Origin of the sequence: Stenotrophomonas sp. SMYL89 (assembly GCF_036319985.1) — a bacterium.
GTDB lineage: Bacteria > Pseudomonadota > Gammaproteobacteria > Xanthomonadales > Xanthomonadaceae > Stenotrophomonas > Stenotrophomonas maltophilia_Q.
This window is the reverse complement of the sequence record NZ_JAWIRW010000010.1, coordinates 116,595-138,308: the sequence shown is the minus strand read 5'-3', so window position 1 is coordinate 138,308 and position 21,714 is coordinate 116,595. Positions and strand designations below refer to the sequence as shown.

Below are 21,714 nucleotides of genomic sequence, written 5' to 3'. Positions count from 1 at the left end.
ACGAAAAGATGGGGTAGTCGCTCGAAATCGATCTATCCGGGCCGCGCCAGGACAATGTCCAGCGCGCCAAGCACTTCTGCAGTCATGGCACCCAGGTAGAACGCATACATACAGTAGGCGGCGACCATCAACGAGGCTGCTGCAAGCCAAGGGGCGAATGAGGGCAGCAGGCGCACCAGCCGATATCGTCGATGGACCGCCTGATCCAGGGACTCGGTCAGCGTCGCAGGTGCGGCACCCCGCATCTGTCGGAGGCTACGGTGCAGACGACGCATGATGGTGCTGATCGAATCCTGCCCGTCACGCTCAAGCTGATAGCGTCCCTTGAACCCAAGGCACAGGCACAGATAGAGGAATTCCAGCACGTCACGGAAGTGCTCCGGCTGTGTCATGAGCCTGGACAGGATGCTGAAAAACTTCTCTCCGCCCCAGGTCTCGTTGTGGCAGGCACTGAGCAGCGAGTGCTGCGCCCATACAGACTGCGATCCCCAAGGCGTCGCCATAACCGCCTCATCGAGAAAGCTGCAGAGACAGTATCGATAGGCAGACAGCGTCCCCGCTTCATAGCCATGCAGGCGCAGCTCGTTCTCCATCGTGACCAGCTGATTGCGGATGCGCTCGTGAAGTGCCTTTGCGTCCATTGGCACTTCGATTCGCCTGATCCGAATGGCGAGGGCAAGCAACGGTTGGGCGGCGTCCACCAGCGGATTGCAGGAGTGGCCCCGCATCTGGAAGTAGAGCTCTGGATCCTCATCGATACCTTCTGCGGTCTCGAATGAGATCTCGTCCTTGCGCGCGACCTTTCCCTGGATGACGGGTGGGAGCGTCATGAAGCCGCCTTCCAGATCCTGCAGTTCTCTATTCACTTCGGATTCCCCACAGCTGAATGTCCAAACCCGGGAATTCGCCGGATACGTGCAGCCCGATGCCAGATGTCGAACGCATCATCTGCCAGGCCGGATTTCCCCTGTCCAGCTGGAAGTAAGTGAAACCCGCGTGGTAAGGGAGATGTCTTGGCGCCACCGGGATTGCAACGAGAGGAATGCCGGGAAGCTGCAGGCTGACCAGCTCGTCGATCCGTTCGATCGAGGCAACTTTGGTCTGCTGGACGAAGCGTGTGCGGAGTTGCTCGAGGGGAATGTTCGCACGCACCGCGAGAATGAAGTCAGCGCTCTCGACAAGGCGGCGATCGTTCACCATGGCCGTGCGCAACCCGTACTTCTGAAGCTGCATCGGGATGGAAACGGCACGGGGCTCCAACACAGTTCCCAGTGCTCTTCTCAAGGTACTTTCCAGCGCATGAAATGACGCATGCAGATCTTCGTGCTGATAGGCCGGATACTCGATCGGGAGCCGGCCGTCATCTGTGAATGTCACCAGCTCGCCACATGCCTGCGAAAGGTGGCAGTAAAGACGTTCGGGGTGCAGGCAACGTGAGCGTGCCAGATGCTGGAACAGGGGCTGGATGCGATTCAGTGCCTGCAGCAGACCAAAGTCGGTCACCTCTGCCACCCCCGACTGAGATGGCGAACCAATGCGTTCGGCGATCACCATGGCCCGCTGCCGCATGAGCCCAGCGACCTCTTCGAGGAATCTCGCCAGTGGAACAACCGCACTCACCGACAACGCAGTGGCGTAGTGCGCGTCATCAAGAGCCACGCTGCCGTCTGGTCGTCGATCGCGGATTCGCGTGATCGCCAAGCATGCAAATGCACTCCGGTCTTCACCCTCGAGCATCAACCTGTAGCCAGGCATGGCCAGATCCATCTCGACCAGATCACCCTCCTCGGTGTGGATGTCGCGAATCTCGCGTCTGTGTGCCTGGTAACGGCGAGACTCCGCATTGCTGGCCCACTGAACCTCCGTGCCGCCTTCAATCCTGAGCGGCAGGGCGAGGTACACGACCTGATTTATCGCCGATGCGTCGGCTATGTCCAGTGGACTTGGCACCGGCGTATCCATCGGCATGTCGAAGACGCTTCCGTCAGGCATCGCCCCGCGCGCGCGCAGCAGCGCGATTTTTCCGAAGGTCAGGTACTCGGTATTTATCTCAAGCTCAACGAATCCATGGAGGTTCTCGCCAATGGACGACAGACGTTGATGCAGCTGGCCCTCCAGATACCGCGTCTCCTGCTGGAAGTGCTGGGGCTTCACGAACAGCCCTTCCTTCCAGACTACTTTGCTCCGCAACATCATTCCAAGTCCTCACTCTTGATACTGATACCTGAATCTCCCAGCTCTACCAGCAATGGATAGGACCTCCCGTGTGGCTGAATCCGATGTACTGCCCGCCATGTCACTCTGCTGACATCCTGGTATCTGGCTGCGACAGCAATGAAACGAGTGTCCCGCTGGACCTGATGGAATGGGACGAACTTGTAGCTGCCCGGCCTGATGACGAACTCGTCATGATCGCGATAGGTCTTCCCCAGTGATCTGTCAGGCGACGCCCACAGTGCATCGGCGTCGAGACTGAGGAACACGCCGTCATCCTTGAGTTGGATGACGGCGATCTTCAGCGGGCTTCCCTCGCCGCCGAGCGGGTTTGCCTGGATCTCCGGACTTATGATTTCGCCAGGGGCGAGGTAATCACCAACGGCGCGTATGTGACCGGCGGCATTGATCGATTCAAGCTGCACATCTGCATTGCTATCGTCTGCAGCAACTGGAGCGCCCGGAGGCAGCTCCCCCGACTCCCCAAGCTCTTTCTGCAGTGTCTGCGTCGTCATCCGGAGCTGGCCAAGCAGACCGCGCAGGTCAGAGCTGGACAACCGAACGCGATAGCCAGCCGTCAACTGTTCTTCGTCATCAGGCTCCAATGTCGCTTCGGAAGTGGCATTCATCACAGGTGACGCCACGATGCTGAGCGCGATGGTGGATGGCTGATCCTGAGGCAGGCCAACAGGTAGGGAAGGGTCCCTCAGCACCTGCCAGGCCTTGGATGTCGCCACGCAACCGGCCAGCAACGATAATGAACATCCGAACATGATTCGCGCCAACAGCGCCTGCAGGCTCTCAGCGCACATCTGGACACCCGCGAACCCGTTCTGACGCCAGGTCGACCGGAGGTTGTGCTTCGAACGAGCAGGCAGATGGAGAGCCCTTCGAAGAGCAAAGGCGATCCAGAATCAAATCAAGTGCATACAGCGGATCCCCACAGACCTCTACGTTATGCAGCGCAGGAGCGCCCACGAGGGAATCCAAGGGCGGATCCTCGAGATGGCGCAGAGGCGTCGCATCGCCTGCGAGCAGGTCATCGAGAGATATCTCTTCGGACAGGCCCCCGGTAGCACTCTCGCCTGGCTCACTCGCAAGCCCGACGGATACGATCAGTGCACCCAGGCGGATCTGATCGCCTTCGCGCAGCTCAACGACGCTGCCGGCTCCCAGGGGCTCTTCAGCGCCGTTGATCCATGTCATACCGGCCAGATCGCGCAGGCAGAATGCCCCATCACGCGAGAAGAGCTCGGCATGACGTGATGCGATCCAACCACGATCGTCGGCAAGGCACCAACTGGCGTCCCCGCTACCTATCGTTCCCCCGCGATGATCGACAGAGTGAACGGGCGTGCAGCCGATGCCGATGCGCGTTGGATTGGAGACGGAGAGTCGTAGCCACGCTCCATCAGCATGCAGACTCATGCCCGCACCTTGATTTTGACACTGGCGTCGGCGAGCTGTGACGGAGCAGAGCCCAGAAAGGTTGTCCAGCCCAGGTTGCCGCCGCTCTCCTTGCATAAACGAAGAGGCGAGATATGCTCTGTGCGCAATCCGAGCTCCAGGTTGTACGCGAGCTGGTCTCTTAGAAGAAACTGGATCAAGGTGCCCAGAAGTGGGAAATCGCGCCCGTTCGGCAGAAAATCACGAAAGCGCTCCGTACTGAGATTTCCAATAGCAATCGCGAAGCAGTGCTCGCGGGTTCTGACCCGGCTTCCTGCAATGAAGCTATTCCCCAACATCGCCCCGGATGCTCCAATCCGCGAGCGCTCCTCAACGGGCACGTCAACGTAGATTGGCTGGAACTCCTTTACCACAACGTCAGGCAGGTCGAAGCAATGGGAGACGATTCCACCCACTGTTGCAGGTGATCTGCTGCGGCTTGCCACAACGCCGGCATACGTTAGCAGTCGGCTCCAAGGCAGGCTGCTGTACTCCCTCAGATGCGCATCGTGCAGACCGATCAGCGAGAGAACATAGCCCGAGAATCGATCGCGCGCACCTGACTGAAAGCGAACGTGGTAGCGGTACTTGCGCCAACCGCGATGCAGTAGTGTGAGAAGGCGATGATTGAAGAAATCGAGGAAGGCGGCGTGAAGGCCTGTACCGTTGGCGTGCTCTGCAGCAATACGCTCGACATAGTGCAACGGTAGTGGCGAATCGACGCCATGCAGGCCCAGGAAGCTGACCGCGAGGCGATACGAGTACCCTCCAGCCGCCGGGCCGAACTCACCAATTACTACATCCGAGATTGGAAAGCCCAACCGGGGGTCATTGCAGAATCGGATTCGCTCAGCTGCAGGATCGCCGTCCAAGGCATGCTCCAGGTCATCGTCATGCAGACGATGAAGTCGTTCCACAAGACTGTAGAAGGCATGGCGCCGGGCGTTATCCAACAGCGGACCGGCTAGATGATGGGCTGGCTTCCGTGCCGAATCGGCCATTGATATGTCTCTTTGTTCTCGGTGTTTATGACTTCAAGGACGTGAAAGGCATTGATGCTCGCGTAGAGCGAGAAGAAGTGCGAAAGGACAGACCCGAACAGATACATCTCGCCCTCGCAGAGGAACATGGAAGGATCCAGTTCAAGAACGGTCTTCAGGCCTCGAACCGGCAGCCCCATCACGAATGCTGTACTCGGAACAGTCGTGGCAGCCACGATTCCATTCAGGCGCATCTGACTCACGCGTTTTGCTTGAACGTCGTGAAGAGCCGCGAAGTCATACGCTCGAATGACCGCCTTCATTGGCTCCGTTCCCAGGAGTGAGAGGAAGTTCAGCGAGAGATTGGAGATCAGATTCCAGTGGAGGCTCCCATCAAGGACTGGCCTGTAGCTTGGTGTCGGGCGGATTGCATTGGCGACATTGACAAACGCCGGGACGTCGTCCAATGGATGGCATACGTCGCCCACGACCAGCACTGAGGGCAAGTCGCGATTGGTGCAGGTTAGCTGCACTGATACCGTCTCACTGGCATCTGGATGAAGTGACTCGTCGCTTCGGATGAAGGCGATGCGTTGCTGGGTTCCACCGACGCTCTGGTCAACGTGCAGCCGCGAACGGTAGTACGGTGCAGGCCCATTCGAGGTGCGGTCTATCTCATGCTGGAATGAGTAGAAGTCGTGATAGGTCCGGCGCACTTCTTTGGCCCGCTCCCGGGAGGATGCCCATACGCCGCTGACGCCATCGACGCTGAAAACCTCGTACCCATGCGCTTGGGTACCCGCCGGATTGATGGCGTACTCGGTGACCCGACCATCCACGCGTATGGGTTCGGCATCGTGCGCGAAGAGGTTCACCGCAGGAACACAATGCAAGGAAATATCTCCATTTCGAATGTGCACGCCCAGTGGCATGGGCCGATTGAAGTGAAGCTCGATGCGCGCAGATGAACCTTGCGCAGGCCATGCCTGCGCCAGGCTCTTTATCCTGGCGAAGTAGAAGCGGCGGGGGAAAACGAAGAATTCCTGAAGTACCCGGTAGCCATCAAAGACGTTGCGTGGATAGGGAAGGAGCGCGGCGTCGGCTTCGAAGCCCGGAAACTGGATACTTTTAGTGGGCAGCGTGCTCACTGAGTCGCCCATCACAATACGGATCTCTTCCAAATATCTGGCCAGCCACAGATAGAGTGTCTGTGCTGTCTTATCGTCGCCGCCGAAATGAAGTTCAAGCTCATCGCACTCCACTGACCTGAGATCCAGATCCGACAGCGTGCGTAGTTCCATCGCGACCATGGAACTCTCCAGCGAGTGCACTTCATGTACTTTCTCGATTTCCAGTGGGTGAATGAGGACATCGCTGCAGGTTCTAAAGCGGCATGCGACCCCATCAACCTCGACCGATCCGACCATCGCGCCCTTGGGTATTGTCTGCGAGTCGGCAATAGCACGATCACTGGGCTCGAATTTCAGAATTGTCATGCTCGGGATTGGCCTCAGATAGTTGGGCCAGAGCAGTTGCAGCAGACCGTGGGTCAGCTCCTCGAAGTCGTCCTCAATCTTCATCCGCAGCTTTGCCGTCAGGAAGGAGAAGCCCTCCAGAAGCCGCTCCACATCGGGATCGCTCGCACGTTCACCGAGGAACCGCGCAAGCTGCGGATTTTCAAGAGCAAACTTCTTCCCTTGAAGTCGTAGGTGGCTCAACTCATCGCGGAAAGCTCTGTGTAGAGGCATGGGGTCAGAGTGCACTGTAGTTGCGTGTGTGACCGTTCAACGTCAGCTCCATCTCGAACGCCGTGCTTCGATCGTCCAGAATCAGATCGCAATCCACCCGAAAGCGCAGCTGTAACGGCTGCTGGGCATCCGTCAACAGGCGAACATCCCCCACCCGGATTCGGGGCTCGTTATTCTCGATAGCCCCCCGGATTCCAGCGGCCGCCCGAAGCAGGAGGTCAGCCGAGCCCATGACCGCATCGTTGAAATCTGGAAGTCCCATGGACGGGCAACTCGGCGCTCCGCCCTGGCGAGCGTTGAGCAACTGCTCAACGTGGCGCTTGACTGCCTGCACACTGGCGGCTGCACTGGGTGCGGCGGTTCGCGTCCGCGTGGCCGACTCCAGGATGTCCAGCCTGTCAAAGAGACTTCCCTGCCCTGCCCTGTTCATGTTCTGGCTATTCCTTGTCCAGCCGACCGACCAGCGATAGCTCGAAGTTGGCCCCCATGTACTTGAAGTGCGGCCGCACACTCATTGCCACCTGGTACCAGCCCGCTTCACCGGGCACATCCTTCACCTCGACCCTGGCCGCGCGCAGCGGCCTCCGGCTGCGGACCATGGCCGGAGGATTTTCCTGATCAGCTACGTACTGCTTCAGCCAGGAATTCAGCTCCCGCTCCAGGTCGTGGCGTTCCTTCCAGCTCCCGATCTGCTCGCGCTGAAGCGCCTTGATGTAGTGCGCCAGACGATTGATGATGAACATGTACGGAAGTTGCGTACCCAGCCTGTAGTTCGTCTGCGCCTGCTGCCCCTCAAGAGTGTTCGGGAACAACTGCGGGCGCTGGACGGAGTTTGCCGAGAAGAATGCGGCGTTGTCGCTCCCCTTGCGCATCGTCAAGGGAATGAATCCCTCCTCGGAAAGCTCGAACTCCCTGCGGTCGGTTATCAGCACTTCAGTCGGAATCTTTGCCTGGATCTGGCCAAGTGCCTCATAAAGGTGCACGGGAAGATCTTCCACTGCACCACCGGATTGAGGACCGATGATGTTGGGGCACCAACGATACTTGGCAAAGCTGTCAGTAATTCGGGTAGCCAGCAGGAAGGCTGCGTTGCCCCAAAGGTAGTTCTCATGTGAATCGCTTACAGATTCGGTATAGCTGAATCGCCGAACAGGATTCTCCAGCGGGTCGTAGGGCTGCCGAAGAAGAAATCGCGGCATGGCCAGGCCTAGATAGCGGGAGTCTTCTGAATCCCGCAAGGCGCGCCACTTCGTGTATCGAGGGCCATCAAAGATGTCCTTGATTTCCTTCAGGCTGGACAGCTCCTGATAGCCATCGATGCTGAAGAATTCATGACTTGCTGCGGCAATGAACGGCGCATGCGCCATGGCCCCCACGGATGCGATGTAGTTCAGCAGTTTGACGTCCGGTGTCGACGGACCGAAGTAGTAGTTGCCAATCATGGCAGCGACAGGCTCGCCGCCAAACTGCCCATAGCCCGCTGAGTAGCTGTGCTTGTAGAGTCCGCTCTGGGTTATTTCCGCTGCGCTCTCGAAGTCCTCAAGGAGCTCCTGCTTCGTGGCATGCAGAATATCTATCTGGATGTTCTCCCGGAAATCGGTGCGATCAACCAATAGCTTCAATCCACGCCAGGCGGATTCCAGATCCTGAAACCGGGGGTGGTGGAGTACCGCATCCATCTGCTGGCTGATGCGGACATCCAGTTCGACGATCATCTGATCCACGAGATGCTTGTTGACCGGCTCGGTCCGATCCTTTGTGCGCAGCATTTCGGCAATGAATTCAGCAACGCCCCGTTTTGCCGTGGAGTAGCCCTCCTGCGTCGGCTGCATCCTGGTCTGGGCCATGATCTGATCGAGCAAACCAACCGGCGCGGGCGCGATCTTCCCTGAAGAAGTTTCCTTGGCTTCCATTGTGGTTCCCTTTGGTTGTTGGGCAGAATGACGAGAAAGCTCTCAGCGGCTGTACTCGTCCCGCGTTGTCAACGCCAACTGCAGTTCTTCGGCCAGTCTTTCGCGCGCTCCCGGGTCAGCCAGCATTTCCTGCAATGCATTGCGAAAGGCCGGAACGTTGCCTAGTGGTCCTTTCAACGCGACCAGGGCCTCCCTGAGCTCCAGCAACGTACGGAGCTCTGGGAGCTGTTGGGCGATCGCGTCTGGCGTGAAGTCATTGAGCGAGGAGAACGAAAGCTGAAGATTGAGCCTTCTCTCAGGCTCGTCTGAAAGACGGTCAGGGACGTCAAGCGTGAGGCCGAGCTCTGCCTTCTCCATGACGGCATCGAAGCTGCCCTTGTCGACACGGACAGACTGGCGCTCGTCAATCATGGCCTGCTCTGTGTGGCCCTTGAAGTCGCCAACAACAACCAGCTTGAGTGGCAGCTCCATCTCGGCCGCCTGATCGCCCGTTGCGGGTACGTATTTGATGTTGATCCGCTCCTTGGGAGCGACAGAACCATCCTTGCTCGACATGCGCTTACTTCCTGCGTTGGTATCGGTTACCTGTCTCCTGTACTGCATGCCCATTCGGACGATCATCACCGCAGTACGGGAAGCCTATGTCTTGGACCGGACGGGCGCGTTGGAAGTCTGGAGGCTCGATGAACTCAGCCAACTCGTCCGTTGCAGACGAGCAATCATGATCAGCTCCGCCGCGCAGATGGAATAGGAATAATCTCAATCGACTCAAGATCGTCCGAATGCGTCAGAATCTCAGTGGATTCTCATGGCACAGAATCGCTTTGTGCACGGGCGAGGCAGCGCACCGGAAGGCCAGATGCGACACGCTCGCGATCAATGTCCAAAGAAGAGCTACTTCGTCCTGGACAGAAGATGCGCGCGCTCTCGCTCGTTCATGGTGAGATCAGCCGCAGCGACGAACGCGTCACGAGCATCCTGCTCCCGCCCTAACCTCTGTAGTACTTCGCCGCGTACCACCTGCAACGGCGCGTACTCGCGCAGGCGCGGCTCATCCAGCAACGGCTGCAGTTGTGCCCACGCGGCGAACGCGCCCTCGCTGCGCAGCACCGCCACGACCCGGTTCAATGCGACAACCGGCGAAGGCATCACCTGCAGCAACCGGGTGTAGAGCGAAGCGATACGCGGCCAGTCGGTGGCGTCAGCCCGACGCGCAGCCGCATGGCAGGCGGCAATACGTGCCTGCAGCACATAGGGATCGTCGCCGCCACCGGCCGCCAGCGCGCGCGCCAGCACCTGCTGGCCACGCTCGATCTGCAGCCAGTCCCAGCGGGCTCGGTTCTGCTGGTCCAGCAGCACCGGTACGCCCTGCGCGTCGGTCCGTGCCGCAGCGCGCGAGGCCTGTAGTTCCATCAGCGCCAGCAGGCCCAGAACCGGCGGTACCGGCAGCCGATGTGCCAGGATGCGCGCCAGCCGCAGCGCTTCCTCGCACAACGCCGGTCGCATCCAGTCATCGCCGGCACTGGCCGCATAGCCTTCATTGAAGACCAGGTAGATCGCCTCCAGCACCGACGCCAGCCGCTCGGGCATCGCCTCCGCACGCGGCACTTCATAGGGCACCTGCTTCTGCACCAGGGTGCGTTTGGCGCGCACGATGCGCTGGGCGATGGTCGGCTCGGGCTGCAGGAAGGCGCGGGCGATCTCGGTCGTGGTTAGGCCACCGAGCAGGCGAAGGGTCAGTGCCACCCGCGCATCGGCCGGCAGCACCGGGTGGCAGGCCACGAACATCAGGCGCAGCAGGTCGTCCCCCAGGTCATCTTCCAGCGCCTGGCTCTCATCCGGCGCTGGCAGGGGTGCCGGATGCAGTTCCTCCCCCCATTGCGCGTGCTGCTGCGCCACGCGTTGGTGCTGGCGCAGCACATCGATGGCACGGTTGCGCGCAGTGGTCATCAGCCAGGCTCCGGGATTGTCCGGGATGCCCTGCTCCGGCCAGCGCTCCAGCGCGGCCAGCCAGGTGTCCTGGGCCAGCTCCTCGGCACGGCCGACATCGCCCCCGAGCAGCCGCGCCAGGCGCGCGATCAACACCGGCGACTCCATCCGCCAGAGGGTCTCCAGACGCTGCGTCAGTGCGGGATCGGGCATGCGCCGATCACAGCACGCACGCCCGGCCCGCACAAGCGCCGCAACTCACGCTTCCACAATCGGCTTGAAGCCGCCCCAGAACATGCGCCTGGTATCGAACGGCATGTCCTTCGGGCCCAGCGACGCCAACCGTGGGTCGGCCATCACCCTGGCATTGATGCGGTCGCGTGCCGCACGCGAGCGGAACACCACGAAGGCGACGATCACTGTTTCACCGGGCCTGGCCTTCACCGCGCGCGGGAACGAGGTGCTCTTGCCGGGTTCCACATCGTCAGCCACGCATTCCATGTACTGCAGCGCGCCATGGTCCTTCCACACCGCGCCGGCCTTGCGGGCAAGGCGGCGGTAAGCCGCCACCTTGTCCTGCGGGCACGGCAGCACGTAAGCATCCACGTAAGCCATGAGGGTTCTCCCTGCAGCGACCGTCAGCCCGGCTCGCCTTCCATGTGTGCGATTTCCCAGAGATGGCCGTCCAGATCCTGGAAGCCGCGCTGGTACATGAAGCCCAGGTCGCGCGCCGGCTGCGGTTCGCTGGCGCCGGCGGCCAGTGCATTGTCCACCAACTCGTCAACGGCCTTGCGACTGGGTGCCGAGAGCGCATTGATCACTTCCGTGTGGGTGTGCGCATCGGCAATCGGCTTGTTGGTGAACTGCTGGAAAAAAGGTTGGGTCAGCAGCATCACGTAGATGCTCTCGCTGATGACCATGCCGGCCGCATCGTCATTGGTGTAGGTTGGATTGAAGCTGTATCCCAACGCGGTGAAGAACGCCTTCGACTTCTCCAGGTCCTGCACTGGCAGGTTGACGAAGATCATCTGCGGTTGCGGTGTACTCATCGGTGAAGCTCCTTGTGGATGAAGAAAAGAGGGATCAGGGCTGTTTCATGCAGTTGACCATCCACGGCTTGCCGTAGCGATCGATCAACATGCCCCAGCGGTGCGCCCAGAACGTTTCGGCGATCGGCATCTGCACCTGGCCGCCTTCGGCCAGCGCGGCGAACACGCGCTCGGCTTCCTCGATGCTGTCGACATCGACATTGATGGTGGTCGAGCCCCCCTCGCCACCGCCGGGGCCATCGGCGGCCATCAGGATGGCGTTGCCGATCTCCAACTGGCTGTGCGCGACGTGGTCGAGGGTTTCCGGCGGCATCTCGTTGCAGCCCGGCGAACCATCGGAGGGCGGCATGTCGCGGTACTTCATTTCCGACGTGACCTGGCCGCCGAGTGCCTTGGCGTAGAACGCCATCGCATCGTGGGCCTGGCCGCTGAAGCCGAGGAAGGGAATCAGTTTCATGGCACTACTCCGTTGAGGGTTTCAGGGTGGCAGCGCCGGGCCATGCCCGGCGGGGAAATGGATCGGATCAACCTTCCAGCTGTGCACGCAGACGCTGTTCCTGCTGCTGTAAGCCGGGGGTGAAGGCTTCACCGAAGTCTTCGGCGGTGATCAGGGGGCGCAGTTCCAGCGTGCCCCCGCTACCGAACGGCGCGCGGCTGGCCCACTCGACGGCCTCCTCCAGCGAGCGCACGTCCCACAGCCAGAATCCGGCGATCTGCTCGCTGGCGGGGCCGAACGGGCCAGCCTCGACCCTGGGTGCGCCGTTGCCGAAATGAATGCGGCGACCGCGCTGGGTGGCGTGCAGGCCTTCCCCGGCCAGCATGATGCCGGCGGCCACGAGTTGTTCGTTGAAGGCGCCCATTTCGGACAGTTCCTGTTCGCTGGGCATGCGGCCGGCTTCGGAGTCGGCGTTGGCCTTCACGATCACCATTACTTTCATTGCAGTCTCCCGTGGGGACGCGTGGTGCGTGCCCTTCACTGGGTACAACGAACCAGGGGGCTGGAAATCGACACGTCCTCTAAAAATTATTTCTTCCGTGGAAAGCGCGCCTTCGGCGGAGGTCGGCGAACGGCGGAGCCCCTCCGTGGTGGGGGTGGGTTGGTCGCTGAAAGCCCGGGTTCATGGGTTTGGCCGGGTGGGGAGGCAGGGCAGGGGGCGCTGCAAGTACGTCCATGTAAGCTCGGTCGCCGCATCCATGCGGCTCACGCCCCTGCCCTGCCTCCCCACCCGACCTTGGACAGTTTCCTGCCTCCGGCACGCACCACGGGAAGATCAAGAAAAAAGGCAGAGGCAAAAGCAACAGCAACGGCGGATGGCTGGCGGCCTCGGCTTTGTGAGCGAAGCGACCCGCTTTTGCTCTTGCTTGTGATTTCCCGTGGTGGGTCAGCCGCAGAGATCTGTCCAAGGCCGGGTGGGTAGGCGGGGCGGGGGTGTCCCCGGCATGGGCCCGAGGCATGCCTCGGGCGGGTTGGGCACGATGCCCAACCCCGGTCTTGCCGTGTGCGCAGGACAGCGCACACGAGCAAGCCGCCGCCAAGCCCCCAAGGACGGGTTTACGGCGTCCCCCGACCCGCCTACCCACCCGGCCAATCACCAGAAACCCAGCTTTCAGCGACCAACCCAACCCCACCACGGAGGGGCTCCGCCGTTCGCCGATCCCCGTCGAAGGCGCGCCTCCCGCGCTGCAACATGCCCACGCGCAGACCTGCGCCATCATGGGCACCCCGCCCCCGCCAGGACCGTGCCATGCAGCAGTACCTGCTTCTGATCTATATCGAGCCTGCCCTGCTGCAGGCCCTGCCCACCGAAGAATTCAACGCGCTGATGCGCGACTGCCTGGCGCACGCCGACAAACTGCAGGCCAAGGGCACGCTTCTGGCCGCGCAGAAGCTGCAGCCGGTCGACACCGCACAGACCCTGCGCGTGCGCGATGGCCACAGCCGTGTACTGGATGGCCCGTTCGCCGAAACCCGCGAACTGCTGGCAGGCTTCAACCTGATCGTCGCCCGCGACCGCGACGAAGCCATGCGCATCGCCCGCGACTTCCCATGGGCACGCTTCGGCAGCATCGAAGTGCGGCCGCTGGAAGACATGGACGCCGAGCGCGAACGCTGCGGCGCCCCGGCTGCCGCTATGGCAGCAGCCGTACCCTGATCTCGCGCGGGCCTACGCCTTCGTTGCCGCTGTAGTCGCGCACGCTGGCGCGCACGATGTACTCGCCCGGCGGCAGCGCCGCCGGCTGCCAGCGCCCGGTTTCCATCAGGCCGTCACGCACGGTGTTGGTGGCCAGGTAACGGAAACGGGTCACCGCACTGCCGTGCACGGTGATGCCGCTGTCGGGGGCATAGGCCACCCGCACCGCTTCCTTCTGCGGCGGCATGCGGTTGAACACGATGTTCCAGCGTGGCTGTTCGTAGCCCTGCAGCGCCCGGCCACTGGCATCCAGGATCTGGTAGCCCACCTGGTACATGCCCAGGCGGCGTCGTGGCAGATTGTTGTCGACCTGGTCCCAGGCCTCCACCACGATCTGCACACCGCGTCCCTGGCGCGCCACCATCACCACGCCTTCGCTGCCTGCGGCCATTGGCTGGTCGTTGTCGTCCAGCAGCGCCACATCGGTGATGCGCGGTGCGAAGTGGTCGGCGTAGTTGTGGAAGCCCAGTGCCACGGCATTGGTCTCGAAACCTCCGGTGCCGACGGCCAGGTGCACGTGCGCCTGGTTGTTGATGCTGCCCAGGCGGTCACCGACGTGGATGCGCATACCACGCCGCACGCGCATCCGCTCCAGCCTGCCCTGTTCGTCGTACAGCGCCTGCCAGCGCGCATCGAACGGTTCATTGCGTGGGGTGCGGCCCACCCGCATGTGGATGTACTTGAGGCGGTCCACCGCCAGGCCCTCGGCCTGTTCACCCAGACTCCAGGCCGCCATCGGGCTGCTGATCTTGCCATCGGCGATCGCCAGCACGGTCTGGCCCACATCACCGCGCACGTCGAAGCCCCCGTGCAGGTGATGGCGACTCTCGCCCTTGAAGTTTCCGCGCACTTCGCCCAACGTACCGACCACTTCATGCCAACCGTCCTGCGGTGCCAGCGGCCAGCGGCCGCCCGTCTCCGGCAACGCCGCATCGGCAGCCGGGCCGACCAGTGCCGGCGCCGGCAGTTCCCCCACCGGTAGCGGGCGCAGGCGGTGCAGGCGATAGGCCGTCGCGTCGGCCACCAGCACGCTGCCGTCGGCGTCCATCGCCAGCCCACTGGGGCGGGCCAGGCGTGGCAGTCGACCGTTGCCGACCAGCGCGATCTGATGGCCCTGCGGCGTCACCTGCACGATGCGGCCATCCATGTCGCCCACGTACAGCACGCCATCGTGGGTGGTGGCCAACGACAGCGGCCCGTTGATCACGCCACCACCACCCACCACGGTGCTGACCGTGCCATCGGCACCGACGCGGCGCACCGCGTTGTTGAACAGGTCGGCCACCAGCAGCGCGCCCTGCGCATCGAAGGCCAACGCCACCGGCGTATCGAAGCGCGCAGCGGCGCCGGTGCCATCGGCCATTCCCGGGCGCTCACCACCGGCCAGGGTGCGCACCGTGCCGTCGGTACCGATCACCCGGATACGGTCGTTGTAGGTATCGGCCACGTAGACCTGGCCCTGCGCGTCCACCGCGATGCCCATCGGTGCATCGAAGCGTGCCTGCGCGGCCACTCCATCGGCATAGCCCTGTTCACCACCGGCCAGCGTGCTGACCTGGCCATCGGTGCCGATGCGGCGGATCGCATGGTTGCCGGTGTCGGCCACGTACAGGTTGCCCTGCGCATCGGCCGCGATGCCCGAAGGTGTATTGAAGCTGGCCTGCAACGCCGGGCCATCAACGCGTCCCTCGCCCTGCCCCGCTACGGTTTCGACGCGGCCATCGGGCAGGCGGCGGCGGATCCGGTTGTTGTCGCCGGCATCGGTGAAGTAGATGCTGCCATCGGCACCGCGCAGCAGTGAATACGGGTCGGCGAAGCGGGCCTGCGCGGCGGCACCGTCGCGGTCACCCGGATGACCATCGCCGGCAAGCGGCTCGATCTGCGCAGTCCAGGCCAGCGGCGTGGGCGCGGGGCCTGCGGGTTCAGCCAGCGTGTGCAGCGGTGCCTCCCACCAGGTCGCCGCCAGTGCCACTGCCGTTGCCAACGCCACGCATGCCGCCATCCATTGCCACCGTGCCATCGCGCTGCACTACCTGCTGCTGTCTGAAGAGGTACCGACAATAGACGCTGCGCACGGGATGCGCCACGGCCAATCGTGCGGCCGGATACCAGAGTTCCATGCACCGCGCTTGTTCTCGTTGGCCACAGCAGGTTCAATGCGGTTCCCACGGATGGAGAACCTCCATGCCCCGCACGCTCCCCCTCGCCGCCCTGCTGATCGCCACGCTGGCCAGCACGCCCGTGTCCGCCTCGATCACGGTGGCACCCCAGAAGCCGTCGGTTACCAGCGACGCGGTACACATGGCCTACGCCACGCGCTGGGATGAGGCGATCCAGCAGTCGCGCAGCGGCAACACGCTGGGGGCGCTGATTGCCATGGAGCGGCTGATGGAGGATCCGCTGCTGGACGACTTCGACGCCGAGCGACGGGGCCGTGCCTCGCAGGTGGCCGGCTGGACCGCACTGATGCAGAAGAAGCCGGCCCAGGCCCGCCGCTATCTGCAGCGGGCGATGGAAGCGTTGCCCGACGATACGCAGATCCTGCTCACCCTGATGTCGGTGGAACTGTCCGAGAACCAGCCTGCGGCGGCCACCCGCTATCTGGTGCGGGCGCTGAAACATGCCGACGGGCCCGTGCCACTCGATCACCAGACGATCGGCTACCTGCAGTATCGCCTGCACGATCAGCCACGACAGCGCATGGACCTGCTGCAGGCGCTGTTCGACAACGGCTGGAAGAGCGGTGGCCTGGAACCGGCCGGACTGTGGCTGGCGCTGGCCACGCTGCAGGCCGAGAACGGCCGCGGCGATGCGATCCCGGCCACGCTGGCCCGCATCGACAGCCCGGCCGAGATCATCCAGCTGCGCAGCGACAAGCGCTTCGACCGCTATGTCGACCGTGCCGATCCGCGCTTCGACCCGGTACAGGTCGCGCAGAAGCACCTGGACGACCTGCGGGTGTCCGGCCTGCTTGATCGCAAGCTGGACGCGCGCATGGCCCAGTTCAGCGTCACGCTGCTGATGCTGGACCGCAATGAAGAAGTGCTGGCACTGACCGACGGCATGGCCCGTGCGGCCGCCGAAGGTGAATCGCCGTCGGCGGAGGAAGCCGAGTGGGTGGCGTGGCTGCTCAACAGCCGGTTCACCGCGTTGCGCCGGCTGGGCCGCACCGACGATGCCCTGGCGGTGGCGCAACAGGCGGCCCGCATCGGCGCACTCGGCCCGGACGACATCGAGCACCGGCTGAATGTCGGCTTCGTGTTCACTTCGCTGGGACGTATGCAGGATGCCGCGCAGGCCGTGAAGGACCTCCCCGGTCTCGGCGCCTACGGCAAAGCCGCACAAGCCCTGGTGCAGTTCGCTGCCGCCCGCGAGCGCGGCGATGCCCAGGCGGTGGAAGCCGCACGCTCGGTGATCCTCGCCCAGCGCGACGACGCGCGCCTGTTCCATCGCGAGATGCTGCTGGACGAAGACAACCTGGACGGCGCAGCAGCGGTGCTGATCGAACAGCTGCGCTCCCCCACCGACCGTGGCGAGACGCTGGCCAGCCTGCAGGACATGCGCACCTATCCGTCATTGCCGGGCGACGTGAAGATCGATGCGGCCTGGCGTGCGCTGAAGCAGCGCGCTGACGTGCAGGCCGAAGTTGCACGCGTCGGCCGGATCGAGCGCTACGAACTGGTCAGTACCTCGACCTCGCGCTGAGCGGCTTTTGTGTAGAGCCGAGCCCATGCTCGGCTGCGCCAATTGCAGCCGAGCATGGCCTCGGCTCTACACCACGCGTACAGCGCCACTGGCCTAGCGCGCGGGCACCTCGGTGCGGATGCCCATCGCTTCGCGGTAGCGTGCGTACAGCGCCATCACCTTGTCCACATAGGCCAGGGTTTCGGCATACGGCGGCACGCCCTTGTAGCGGGTGACCGCACCGATGCCCGCGTTGTAGGCCGCTGCCGCCAGCGGCCTGTCACCGTTGTAGCGGCGCAGCAGCGCGCGCATGTAGCGCGCGCCCCCCTCGATCGACTGCTGCGGCGAGAACGGATCGCGCACACCGAATTCCTGCGCGGTCTCGGGCATCAGCTGCATCACGCCCTGCGCACCTTTGCTCGAGACCGCCAGCGCATCGAAATTGCTCTCGGCATGGGCAATTGCACGCAGCCAGGCGTCGTCGACGCCGGTGGCCCTGGCGGCGGCCTTGAACTGCTTGGCATGCTGGGCCAGCTGCGGCTTGCCGACCTTGCCAAGGCCCTCGTGGGCGGGCTCACCCGGCGGCGTGGCCACGGTGAACTTCAGGAACACCCGCGAACCAGGCAGGTTGCGGGTGGAATAGACCAGCACGCCATCCTGCTCGCGCTCGTACAGCACACCACTGAACACACCCATGTTGCCCCACAGGTTCGGGGCCTGAATGGCGTTGTCGTCGATTTCCTTCGGGGTGCAACGTGAGCCGGGTTCCGGTGCAGTGGCCAGGCTGACGGTGTTGCCCTGCACGCAGCGGTAGACGGTGCGCGCGGCGGCCAGCCCCGGCCACAGGCTGGACAGCAGCAACAGTGCGAGCAGGAAGGGGCGACGGGACATGGCGGCCGGATGATCCGGCCGCGCCCGCTAACGCCAAGTGAATGGGGATTGGACGGGTACCGGGACCCGCAACGGAACTGGAACTGGAACCGGCACCGGTAGCTTCACCGGTAGAGTCGACTGTTAGTCGACTATCGCGCGCAGCGCGGGGTTCTGCGGTGGCCCATGGGAGAGCAGTCGACTAACAGTCGACTCTACCGATTCCCGACGTTCCGACGTTCCGGTTTCCGACGTTCCGGTTTCCGACGTTCCGATCTCCAACGTTCGCGATTTCCGGCATTGCCGCCCCCTCCGCATCCCCGGTCATTTCGCCGTTCTGCATCGCACCCAGTACCCCACGCCCAGCAGCACGAACCACACCGGGCTGGCCATCAACGCCTGGCGGGTGTCGCCCTGCAGGCTCAGCAGCACCAGTACGCCGGCGAAGAACACCAGGCAGGCCCAGCACATGGCGACGCCGCCAGGCATCTTGAAGATCGAGGCAGCGTGGCGCTCCGGGTAGCGGCGGCGGTAGACCATGTAGGCCACAAGGATCAGCGACCAGACGAAGATGAAGAGCACGGTGGCCAGCGTGGTCACCAGGGTGAACGCCGTCACCAGGTTCGGGATCAGGTAGATCAGCAGCGTGCCACCCAGCAGGCACAGGCAGGAGAACAGCAGGCCACGGGCCGGCACGGCGGCGCGTGACAACTTCGACAACCCGCGCGGGGCGTGGCCTTCCTCGGCCAGGCCGTACAGCATGCGGCTGGTGGAGAAGATGCCGCTGTTGGCCGACGACGTGGCCGAGGTCAGTACCACGAAGTTGATCAGGCTGGCCGCGGCCGGAATACCGGCCAGCACGAACAGCTGCACGAACGGGCTTTTGTCCGGCACCACCTGGCGCCACGGGGTGACGGCCATGATCGCGATCAGCGCCAGTACGTAGAAGATGATGATGCGCACCGGAATCGAATTGATCGCCTTGGGCAGGTTGCGCTCGGGGTCGGCGGTTTCGGCGGCGGTGGTGCCGACCAGCTCGATGCCGACGAAGGCGAACACCGCAATCTGGAAGCCGGCGAAGAAGCCAACCAGCCCCATCGGGAACATGCCGCCGTCATTCCACAGGTTGGACAGCGCCGCGGTGTGACCGCTGGGCGAGGTGAAGCCCCACGCCACCAATCCGGCACCGGTGATGATCAGCGCGCAGATCGCCACGATCTTGATCAGCGCAAACCAGAATTCCATTTCACCGAACAGCTTCACCGTCACCAGGTTCAACGACAGCAGCAGCATCACGCACGCCAGCGCCGGCTTCCAGGCTTCAAGCCCGGGGAACCAGAACTGCGCGTAGGCGGCAATCGCGATCACGTCGGCGATGGCGGTGACGATCCAGCAGAACCAGTACGTCCATCCACAGAAGAATCCGGCCCATGGGCCGAGCAGATCGGTGGAGAAATCGATGAAGGACTTGTAGTTCAGGTTGGACAGCAGCAGCTCGCCCATCGCGCGCATCACGAAGAACAGCATCGCGCCGATGATCAGGTAGACGAAGACGATGGACGGGCCCGCCAGGCTGATGGTCTTGCCCGAGCCCATGAACAGCCCGGTGCCGATGGCACCGCCGATGGCGATCAGTTGCAGGTGGCGGTTGGACAGGCTGCGGCGCAGGTGCTCGGGGGGCGTGGCGGGCTCGGTCATGGGCGCGGGAAGGGGCGGGTGAAGCGTTCGACGGTAGTCCTCCGTGCGCCGAAGCGCCAGCGCCGGATGGGCTGATTCCGTCAAACCTGGCCGCTTTCATCACAATGTGACGAATTGCCGGGTCATGCCCATTCCGCCCGGCCCGGCGCCATGCTCAGATAGCCGCACCTGCCCACGGACCGGCCCGACCATGCGCCCTGCCCTGCCTGCACTGCTGGAGCCCCGGCCATGAGCCGCCTGCGCGTCATCATCGGCGGTACCGCGCTGGCCCTGCTGGCCGCCGCGGTACCGATCGCCGTCATGGCCTACGCCACCTGGGACCGTGCCGTCAGCGTGGAACAGGAACGCCTGCGCGACATCGCCGTGCGCACCCTTCGGCGATCGGACCTGTCCTACCACGAGGCACTGCACGCCCTGCAGTCGGCGCAGGCCAGCGTGGCACAACCGTGCACGCCCGAGCATATCCGGCGCATGCAGACGCTGGTAATGACCACGCCGGCGGCCGACCAGATGGGCTATTTCGAAGACGGCAAGCTGCGCTGCACCTCGTGGGGGACTTTCCATTCGGACGTGAACCAGCCCAAACCCGACCACGTCACCAGTGATGGCGCGGGAATCGCGGTGGACGTGCGCCCGGAGGCCAGCGGCCGGCGGCAGATGCTGGCGATCCTGTATGGCAGCTACGACGTGCTGATGGATCCGCGCCGCTTCGTCGACGTCATCGTCGATCCGCACGTGCGCCTGGCCCTGGCCAGCCCGGATGGGCGCCTGTTGGCCAAGCAGAAAGGCATGGACACGGCGTTGCTGGAAGCCATGCTGCGCAATCCTGGCGAGGGCCTGGACCAGAACACGCTGTACGCGACCGCACGCAACGAGGAATGGCTGGCGATCGCAACCACGCCACGTACCGCGCTGGCTGCCACGTTCCGGCAGCAGGCGTGGTTGTTCGTGCCGCTGGGCGTCCTGCTGGCTGCCGCCGGTGCCGGCCTGGTGATCTGGCTGTCGCGGCGCCGCCTGTCGCTGCGCGGTGAACTGGCCACCGCCATCCGCCGCCGCGAACTGTACCTGCACTACCAGCCGATCATCGAGCTGGATACCGGCATCTGCGTCGGCGCTGAGGCATTGATCCGCTGGCAGCGCCCGGATGGCACCCAGGTGCGTCCGGATCTGTTCATTCCGCTGGCCGAAGAGGCCGGCATGATCGCCGACGTCACCGACCTGGTAATCGAGAACGTGGTGCGCGACATGCGCGAGTTGCTGGTTGCCGATCGCAGCGCGCACATCGCGATCAATCTCGCCGCCGAGGACATCAGCAGCGGTCGTGCGTTGAAGATGATCTCCAAGCACATGGCCGGCAGCGGCATCCTGCCGCAACAGATCTGGATGGAGGCCACCGAGCGCGGCTTCCTCGACCTGGACCGCGCCCGCACGATGCTGGCGCAGGCGCGGCGCGCTGGCCACAGCGTGGCCATCGATGATTTCGGCGTGGGCTTCTCCAGCCTGCAGTACCTGGAGCAGCTGCCGCTGGATGCGCTGAAGATCGACAAGTCGTTCATCGATGCGATCGGCACCGAGAGCGCGACCAGCCCGGTGACCCCGCACATCATCGACATGGCCAAGGAACTGGGGCTGTGGGTGGTGGCCGAGGGCGTGGAGACCGAAGCACAGCTGGCCTACCTGCACAGCCGCAAGGTGGAATTCGGACAGGGCTGGCTGTTCTCGCGACCGCTGCCCCGGGATGAGTTCGTGGCGTTCCACCACAAGCGGCAGCAGCGCTACGGCGCGGCGCGGGAGGACATGCAGAATCCGCGCAGCGTGCCGATCGAGCGTGAGGGAGTGGAGTAGGACGGCGAACGGCGGAGCCCCTCGTGGGGGGTCGCGTACTGCTATCCCAGGGTTGGCCGGGACGGTCGGGTTCGCGGGGGACGCCGTAAACCCGTCCATGGGGGCTTGGCCGCGGCATCCATGCCGCGGACACCCCCGCGAACCCG

General features: G+C 63.5%; 20 protein-coding genes. 3 read left to right on the top strand and 17 right to left on the bottom strand.

Annotated features, from left to right (window positions below):
- Positions 1 to 32: 32 nt before the first annotated feature.
- From icmH to V3B41_RS14190, 14 genes are all read right to left on the bottom strand, one after another.
- Positions 33 to 866: a type IVB secretion system protein IcmH/DotU gene (gene icmH, locus V3B41_RS14255; protein WP_197620349.1), complete on the bottom strand. Its 834-nt coding sequence runs from the start codon at positions 864 to 866 to the stop codon at positions 33 to 35.
- Positions 859 to 2,193: a type VI secretion system baseplate subunit TssK gene (tssK, locus tag V3B41_RS14250; RefSeq protein WP_329861519.1), complete on the bottom strand. Its 1,335-nt coding sequence runs from the start codon at positions 2,191 to 2,193 to the stop codon at positions 859 to 861. Before tssK ends, icmH begins: the two co-directional genes overlap by 8 nt.
- The gene (gene tssJ, locus V3B41_RS14245; RefSeq protein WP_329861517.1) at positions 2,193 to 2,999 is read right to left on the bottom strand and encodes a type VI secretion system lipoprotein TssJ; all 807 of its coding nucleotides are present in this window, start codon (positions 2,997 to 2,999) and stop codon (positions 2,193 to 2,195) included. The genes tssK and tssJ overlap by 1 nt, the downstream gene beginning before the upstream one ends.
- A 16-nt stretch (positions 3,000 to 3,015) precedes the next feature.
- Positions 3,016 to 3,642: an FHA domain-containing protein gene (locus tag V3B41_RS14240; RefSeq protein ID WP_197620352.1), complete on the bottom strand. Its 627-nt coding sequence runs from the start codon at positions 3,640 to 3,642 to the stop codon at positions 3,016 to 3,018.
- The gene (gene tssG / locus V3B41_RS14235) at positions 3,639 to 4,661 is read right to left on the bottom strand and encodes a type VI secretion system baseplate subunit TssG (RefSeq protein WP_197620353.1); all 1,023 of its coding nucleotides are present in this window, start codon (positions 4,659 to 4,661) and stop codon (positions 3,639 to 3,641) included. Before tssG ends, V3B41_RS14240 begins: the two co-directional genes overlap by 4 nt.
- Positions 4,625 to 6,403, bottom strand: coding sequence for a type VI secretion system baseplate subunit TssF (gene tssF / locus V3B41_RS14230; protein WP_197620354.1), 1,779 nt, complete (start codon positions 6,401 to 6,403; stop codon positions 4,625 to 4,627). The genes tssG and tssF overlap by 37 nt, the downstream gene beginning before the upstream one ends.
- Positions 6,393 to 6,818 carry a type VI secretion system baseplate subunit TssE gene (gene tssE / locus V3B41_RS14225; protein ID WP_197620355.1) on the bottom strand — a complete coding sequence of 142 codons (426 nt, stop codon included), beginning with the start codon at positions 6,816 to 6,818 and terminating at the stop codon, positions 6,393 to 6,395. The genes tssF and tssE overlap by 11 nt, the downstream gene beginning before the upstream one ends.
- 7 nt (positions 6,819 to 6,825) lie before the next feature.
- Entirely contained in the window at positions 6,826 to 8,301 is a 1,476-nt protein-coding gene (gene tssC / locus V3B41_RS14220; RefSeq protein WP_329861511.1) for a type VI secretion system contractile sheath large subunit, read from the bottom strand.
- 42 nt (positions 8,302 to 8,343) lie between these two features.
- Positions 8,344 to 8,856, bottom strand: a complete 513-nt coding sequence (gene tssB, locus V3B41_RS14215) for a type VI secretion system contractile sheath small subunit (protein WP_197620357.1) — start codon at positions 8,854 to 8,856, stop codon at positions 8,344 to 8,346.
- 339 nt (positions 8,857 to 9,195) lie between these two features.
- A complete protein-coding gene (locus tag V3B41_RS14210; protein WP_329861509.1) occupies positions 9,196 to 10,443 on the bottom strand; it encodes a sigma-70 family RNA polymerase sigma factor in 1,248 nt (415 codons plus the stop codon).
- Positions 10,444 to 10,488: 45 nt separating this feature from the next.
- A complete protein-coding gene (locus tag V3B41_RS14205; protein WP_049426770.1) occupies positions 10,489 to 10,845 on the bottom strand; it encodes a DUF1428 domain-containing protein in 357 nt (118 codons plus the stop codon).
- Positions 10,846 to 10,868: 23 nt separating this feature from the next.
- Complete coding sequence (locus V3B41_RS14200; protein WP_049426769.1) at positions 10,869 to 11,279, bottom strand: VOC family protein; 411 nt, start codon at positions 11,277 to 11,279, stop codon at positions 10,869 to 10,871.
- A 34-nt stretch (positions 11,280 to 11,313) separates the two neighbouring features.
- Entirely contained in the window at positions 11,314 to 11,736 is a 423-nt protein-coding gene (locus V3B41_RS14195) for a VOC family protein (protein WP_106551248.1), read from the bottom strand.
- Between the two features lie 67 nt (positions 11,737 to 11,803).
- Entirely contained in the window at positions 11,804 to 12,217 is a 414-nt protein-coding gene (locus V3B41_RS14190) for a YciI family protein (RefSeq protein ID WP_049426767.1), read from the bottom strand.
- Between the two features lie 807 nt (positions 12,218 to 13,024).
- Between V3B41_RS14190 and V3B41_RS14185 the strand changes: the two genes are divergently transcribed.
- Positions 13,025 to 13,432, top strand: a complete 408-nt coding sequence (locus V3B41_RS14185; protein WP_329861506.1) for a YciI family protein — start codon at positions 13,025 to 13,027, stop codon at positions 13,430 to 13,432.
- Here V3B41_RS14185 and V3B41_RS14180 read toward each other — a convergent pair.
- Positions 13,410 to 15,491: a gluconolaconase gene (locus V3B41_RS14180; RefSeq protein ID WP_329861504.1), complete on the bottom strand. Its 2,082-nt coding sequence runs from the start codon at positions 15,489 to 15,491 to the stop codon at positions 13,410 to 13,412. The genes V3B41_RS14185 and V3B41_RS14180 overlap by 23 nt on opposite strands.
- Positions 15,492 to 15,655: 164 nt before the next feature.
- Here V3B41_RS14180 and V3B41_RS14175 point away from each other — a divergent pair, with 164 nt between their 5' ends.
- Positions 15,656 to 17,176: a hypothetical protein gene (locus V3B41_RS14175; protein WP_197651217.1), complete on the top strand. Its 1,521-nt coding sequence runs from the start codon at positions 15,656 to 15,658 to the stop codon at positions 17,174 to 17,176.
- Between the two features lie 93 nt (positions 17,177 to 17,269).
- Here the strand turns inward: V3B41_RS14175 and V3B41_RS14170 are convergent, their stop codons facing one another.
- Positions 17,270 to 18,046: a lytic transglycosylase domain-containing protein gene (locus V3B41_RS14170; protein ID WP_329861500.1), complete on the bottom strand. Its 777-nt coding sequence runs from the start codon at positions 18,044 to 18,046 to the stop codon at positions 17,270 to 17,272.
- Positions 18,047 to 18,349: 303 nt separating this feature from the next.
- Entirely contained in the window at positions 18,350 to 19,723 is a 1,374-nt protein-coding gene (gene cycA, locus V3B41_RS14165; RefSeq protein WP_329861498.1) for a D-serine/D-alanine/glycine transporter, read from the bottom strand.
- A gap of 228 nt (positions 19,724 to 19,951) precedes the next feature.
- On the opposite strand from cycA, the gene V3B41_RS14160 reads away from it, so the two are divergent.
- A complete protein-coding gene (locus V3B41_RS14160; protein WP_049428397.1) occupies positions 19,952 to 21,568 on the top strand; it encodes an EAL domain-containing protein in 1,617 nt (538 codons plus the stop codon).
- Positions 21,569 to 21,714: the final 146 nt, after the last annotated feature.

Excerpts from the sequence above, each read along its gene's own strand:
- tssK (WP_329861519.1), bottom strand. The coding sequence starts at position 2,193 with ATGTTGCGGAGCAAAGTAGTCTGGAAGGAAGGGCTGTTCGTGAAGCCC.
- V3B41_RS14185 (WP_329861506.1), top strand. The coding sequence starts at position 13,025 with ATGCAGCAGTACCTGCTTCTGATCTATATCGAGCCTGCCCTGCTGCAG.
- cycA (WP_329861498.1), bottom strand. The coding sequence starts at position 19,723 with ATGACCGAGCCCGCCACGCCCCCCGAGCACCTGCGCCGCAGCCTGTCC.
- V3B41_RS14175 (WP_197651217.1), top strand. The coding sequence starts at position 15,656 with ATGCCCCGCACGCTCCCCCTCGCCGCCCTGCTGATCGCCACGCTGGCC.
- V3B41_RS14180 (WP_329861504.1), bottom strand. The coding sequence starts at position 15,491 with ATGGCACGGTGGCAATGGATGGCGGCATGCGTGGCGTTGGCAACGGCA.
- tssC (WP_329861511.1), bottom strand. The coding sequence starts at position 8,301 with ATGGAAGCCAAGGAAACTTCTTCAGGGAAGATCGCGCCCGCGCCGGTT.
- V3B41_RS14160 (WP_049428397.1), top strand. The coding sequence starts at position 19,952 with ATGAGCCGCCTGCGCGTCATCATCGGCGGTACCGCGCTGGCCCTGCTG.
- V3B41_RS14190 (WP_049426767.1), bottom strand. The coding sequence starts at position 12,217 with ATGAAAGTAATGGTGATCGTGAAGGCCAACGCCGACTCCGAAGCCGGC.
- V3B41_RS14210 (WP_329861509.1), bottom strand. The coding sequence starts at position 10,443 with ATGCCCGATCCCGCACTGACGCAGCGTCTGGAGACCCTCTGGCGGATG.
- tssB (WP_197620357.1), bottom strand. The coding sequence starts at position 8,856 with ATGTCGAGCAAGGATGGTTCTGTCGCTCCCAAGGAGCGGATCAACATC.
- V3B41_RS14195 (WP_106551248.1), bottom strand. The coding sequence starts at position 11,736 with ATGAAACTGATTCCCTTCCTCGGCTTCAGCGGCCAGGCCCACGATGCG.
- V3B41_RS14200 (WP_049426769.1), bottom strand. The coding sequence starts at position 11,279 with ATGAGTACACCGCAACCGCAGATGATCTTCGTCAACCTGCCAGTGCAG.
- tssE (WP_197620355.1), bottom strand. The coding sequence starts at position 6,818 with ATGAACAGGGCAGGGCAGGGAAGTCTCTTTGACAGGCTGGACATCCTG.
- V3B41_RS14240 (WP_197620352.1), bottom strand. The coding sequence starts at position 3,642 with ATGAGTCTGCATGCTGATGGAGCGTGGCTACGACTCTCCGTCTCCAAT.
- V3B41_RS14170 (WP_329861500.1), bottom strand. The coding sequence starts at position 18,046 with ATGTCCCGTCGCCCCTTCCTGCTCGCACTGTTGCTGCTGTCCAGCCTG.
- tssG (WP_197620353.1), bottom strand. The coding sequence starts at position 4,661 with ATGGCCGATTCGGCACGGAAGCCAGCCCATCATCTAGCCGGTCCGCTG.
- V3B41_RS14205 (WP_049426770.1), bottom strand. The coding sequence starts at position 10,845 with ATGGCTTACGTGGATGCTTACGTGCTGCCGTGCCCGCAGGACAAGGTG.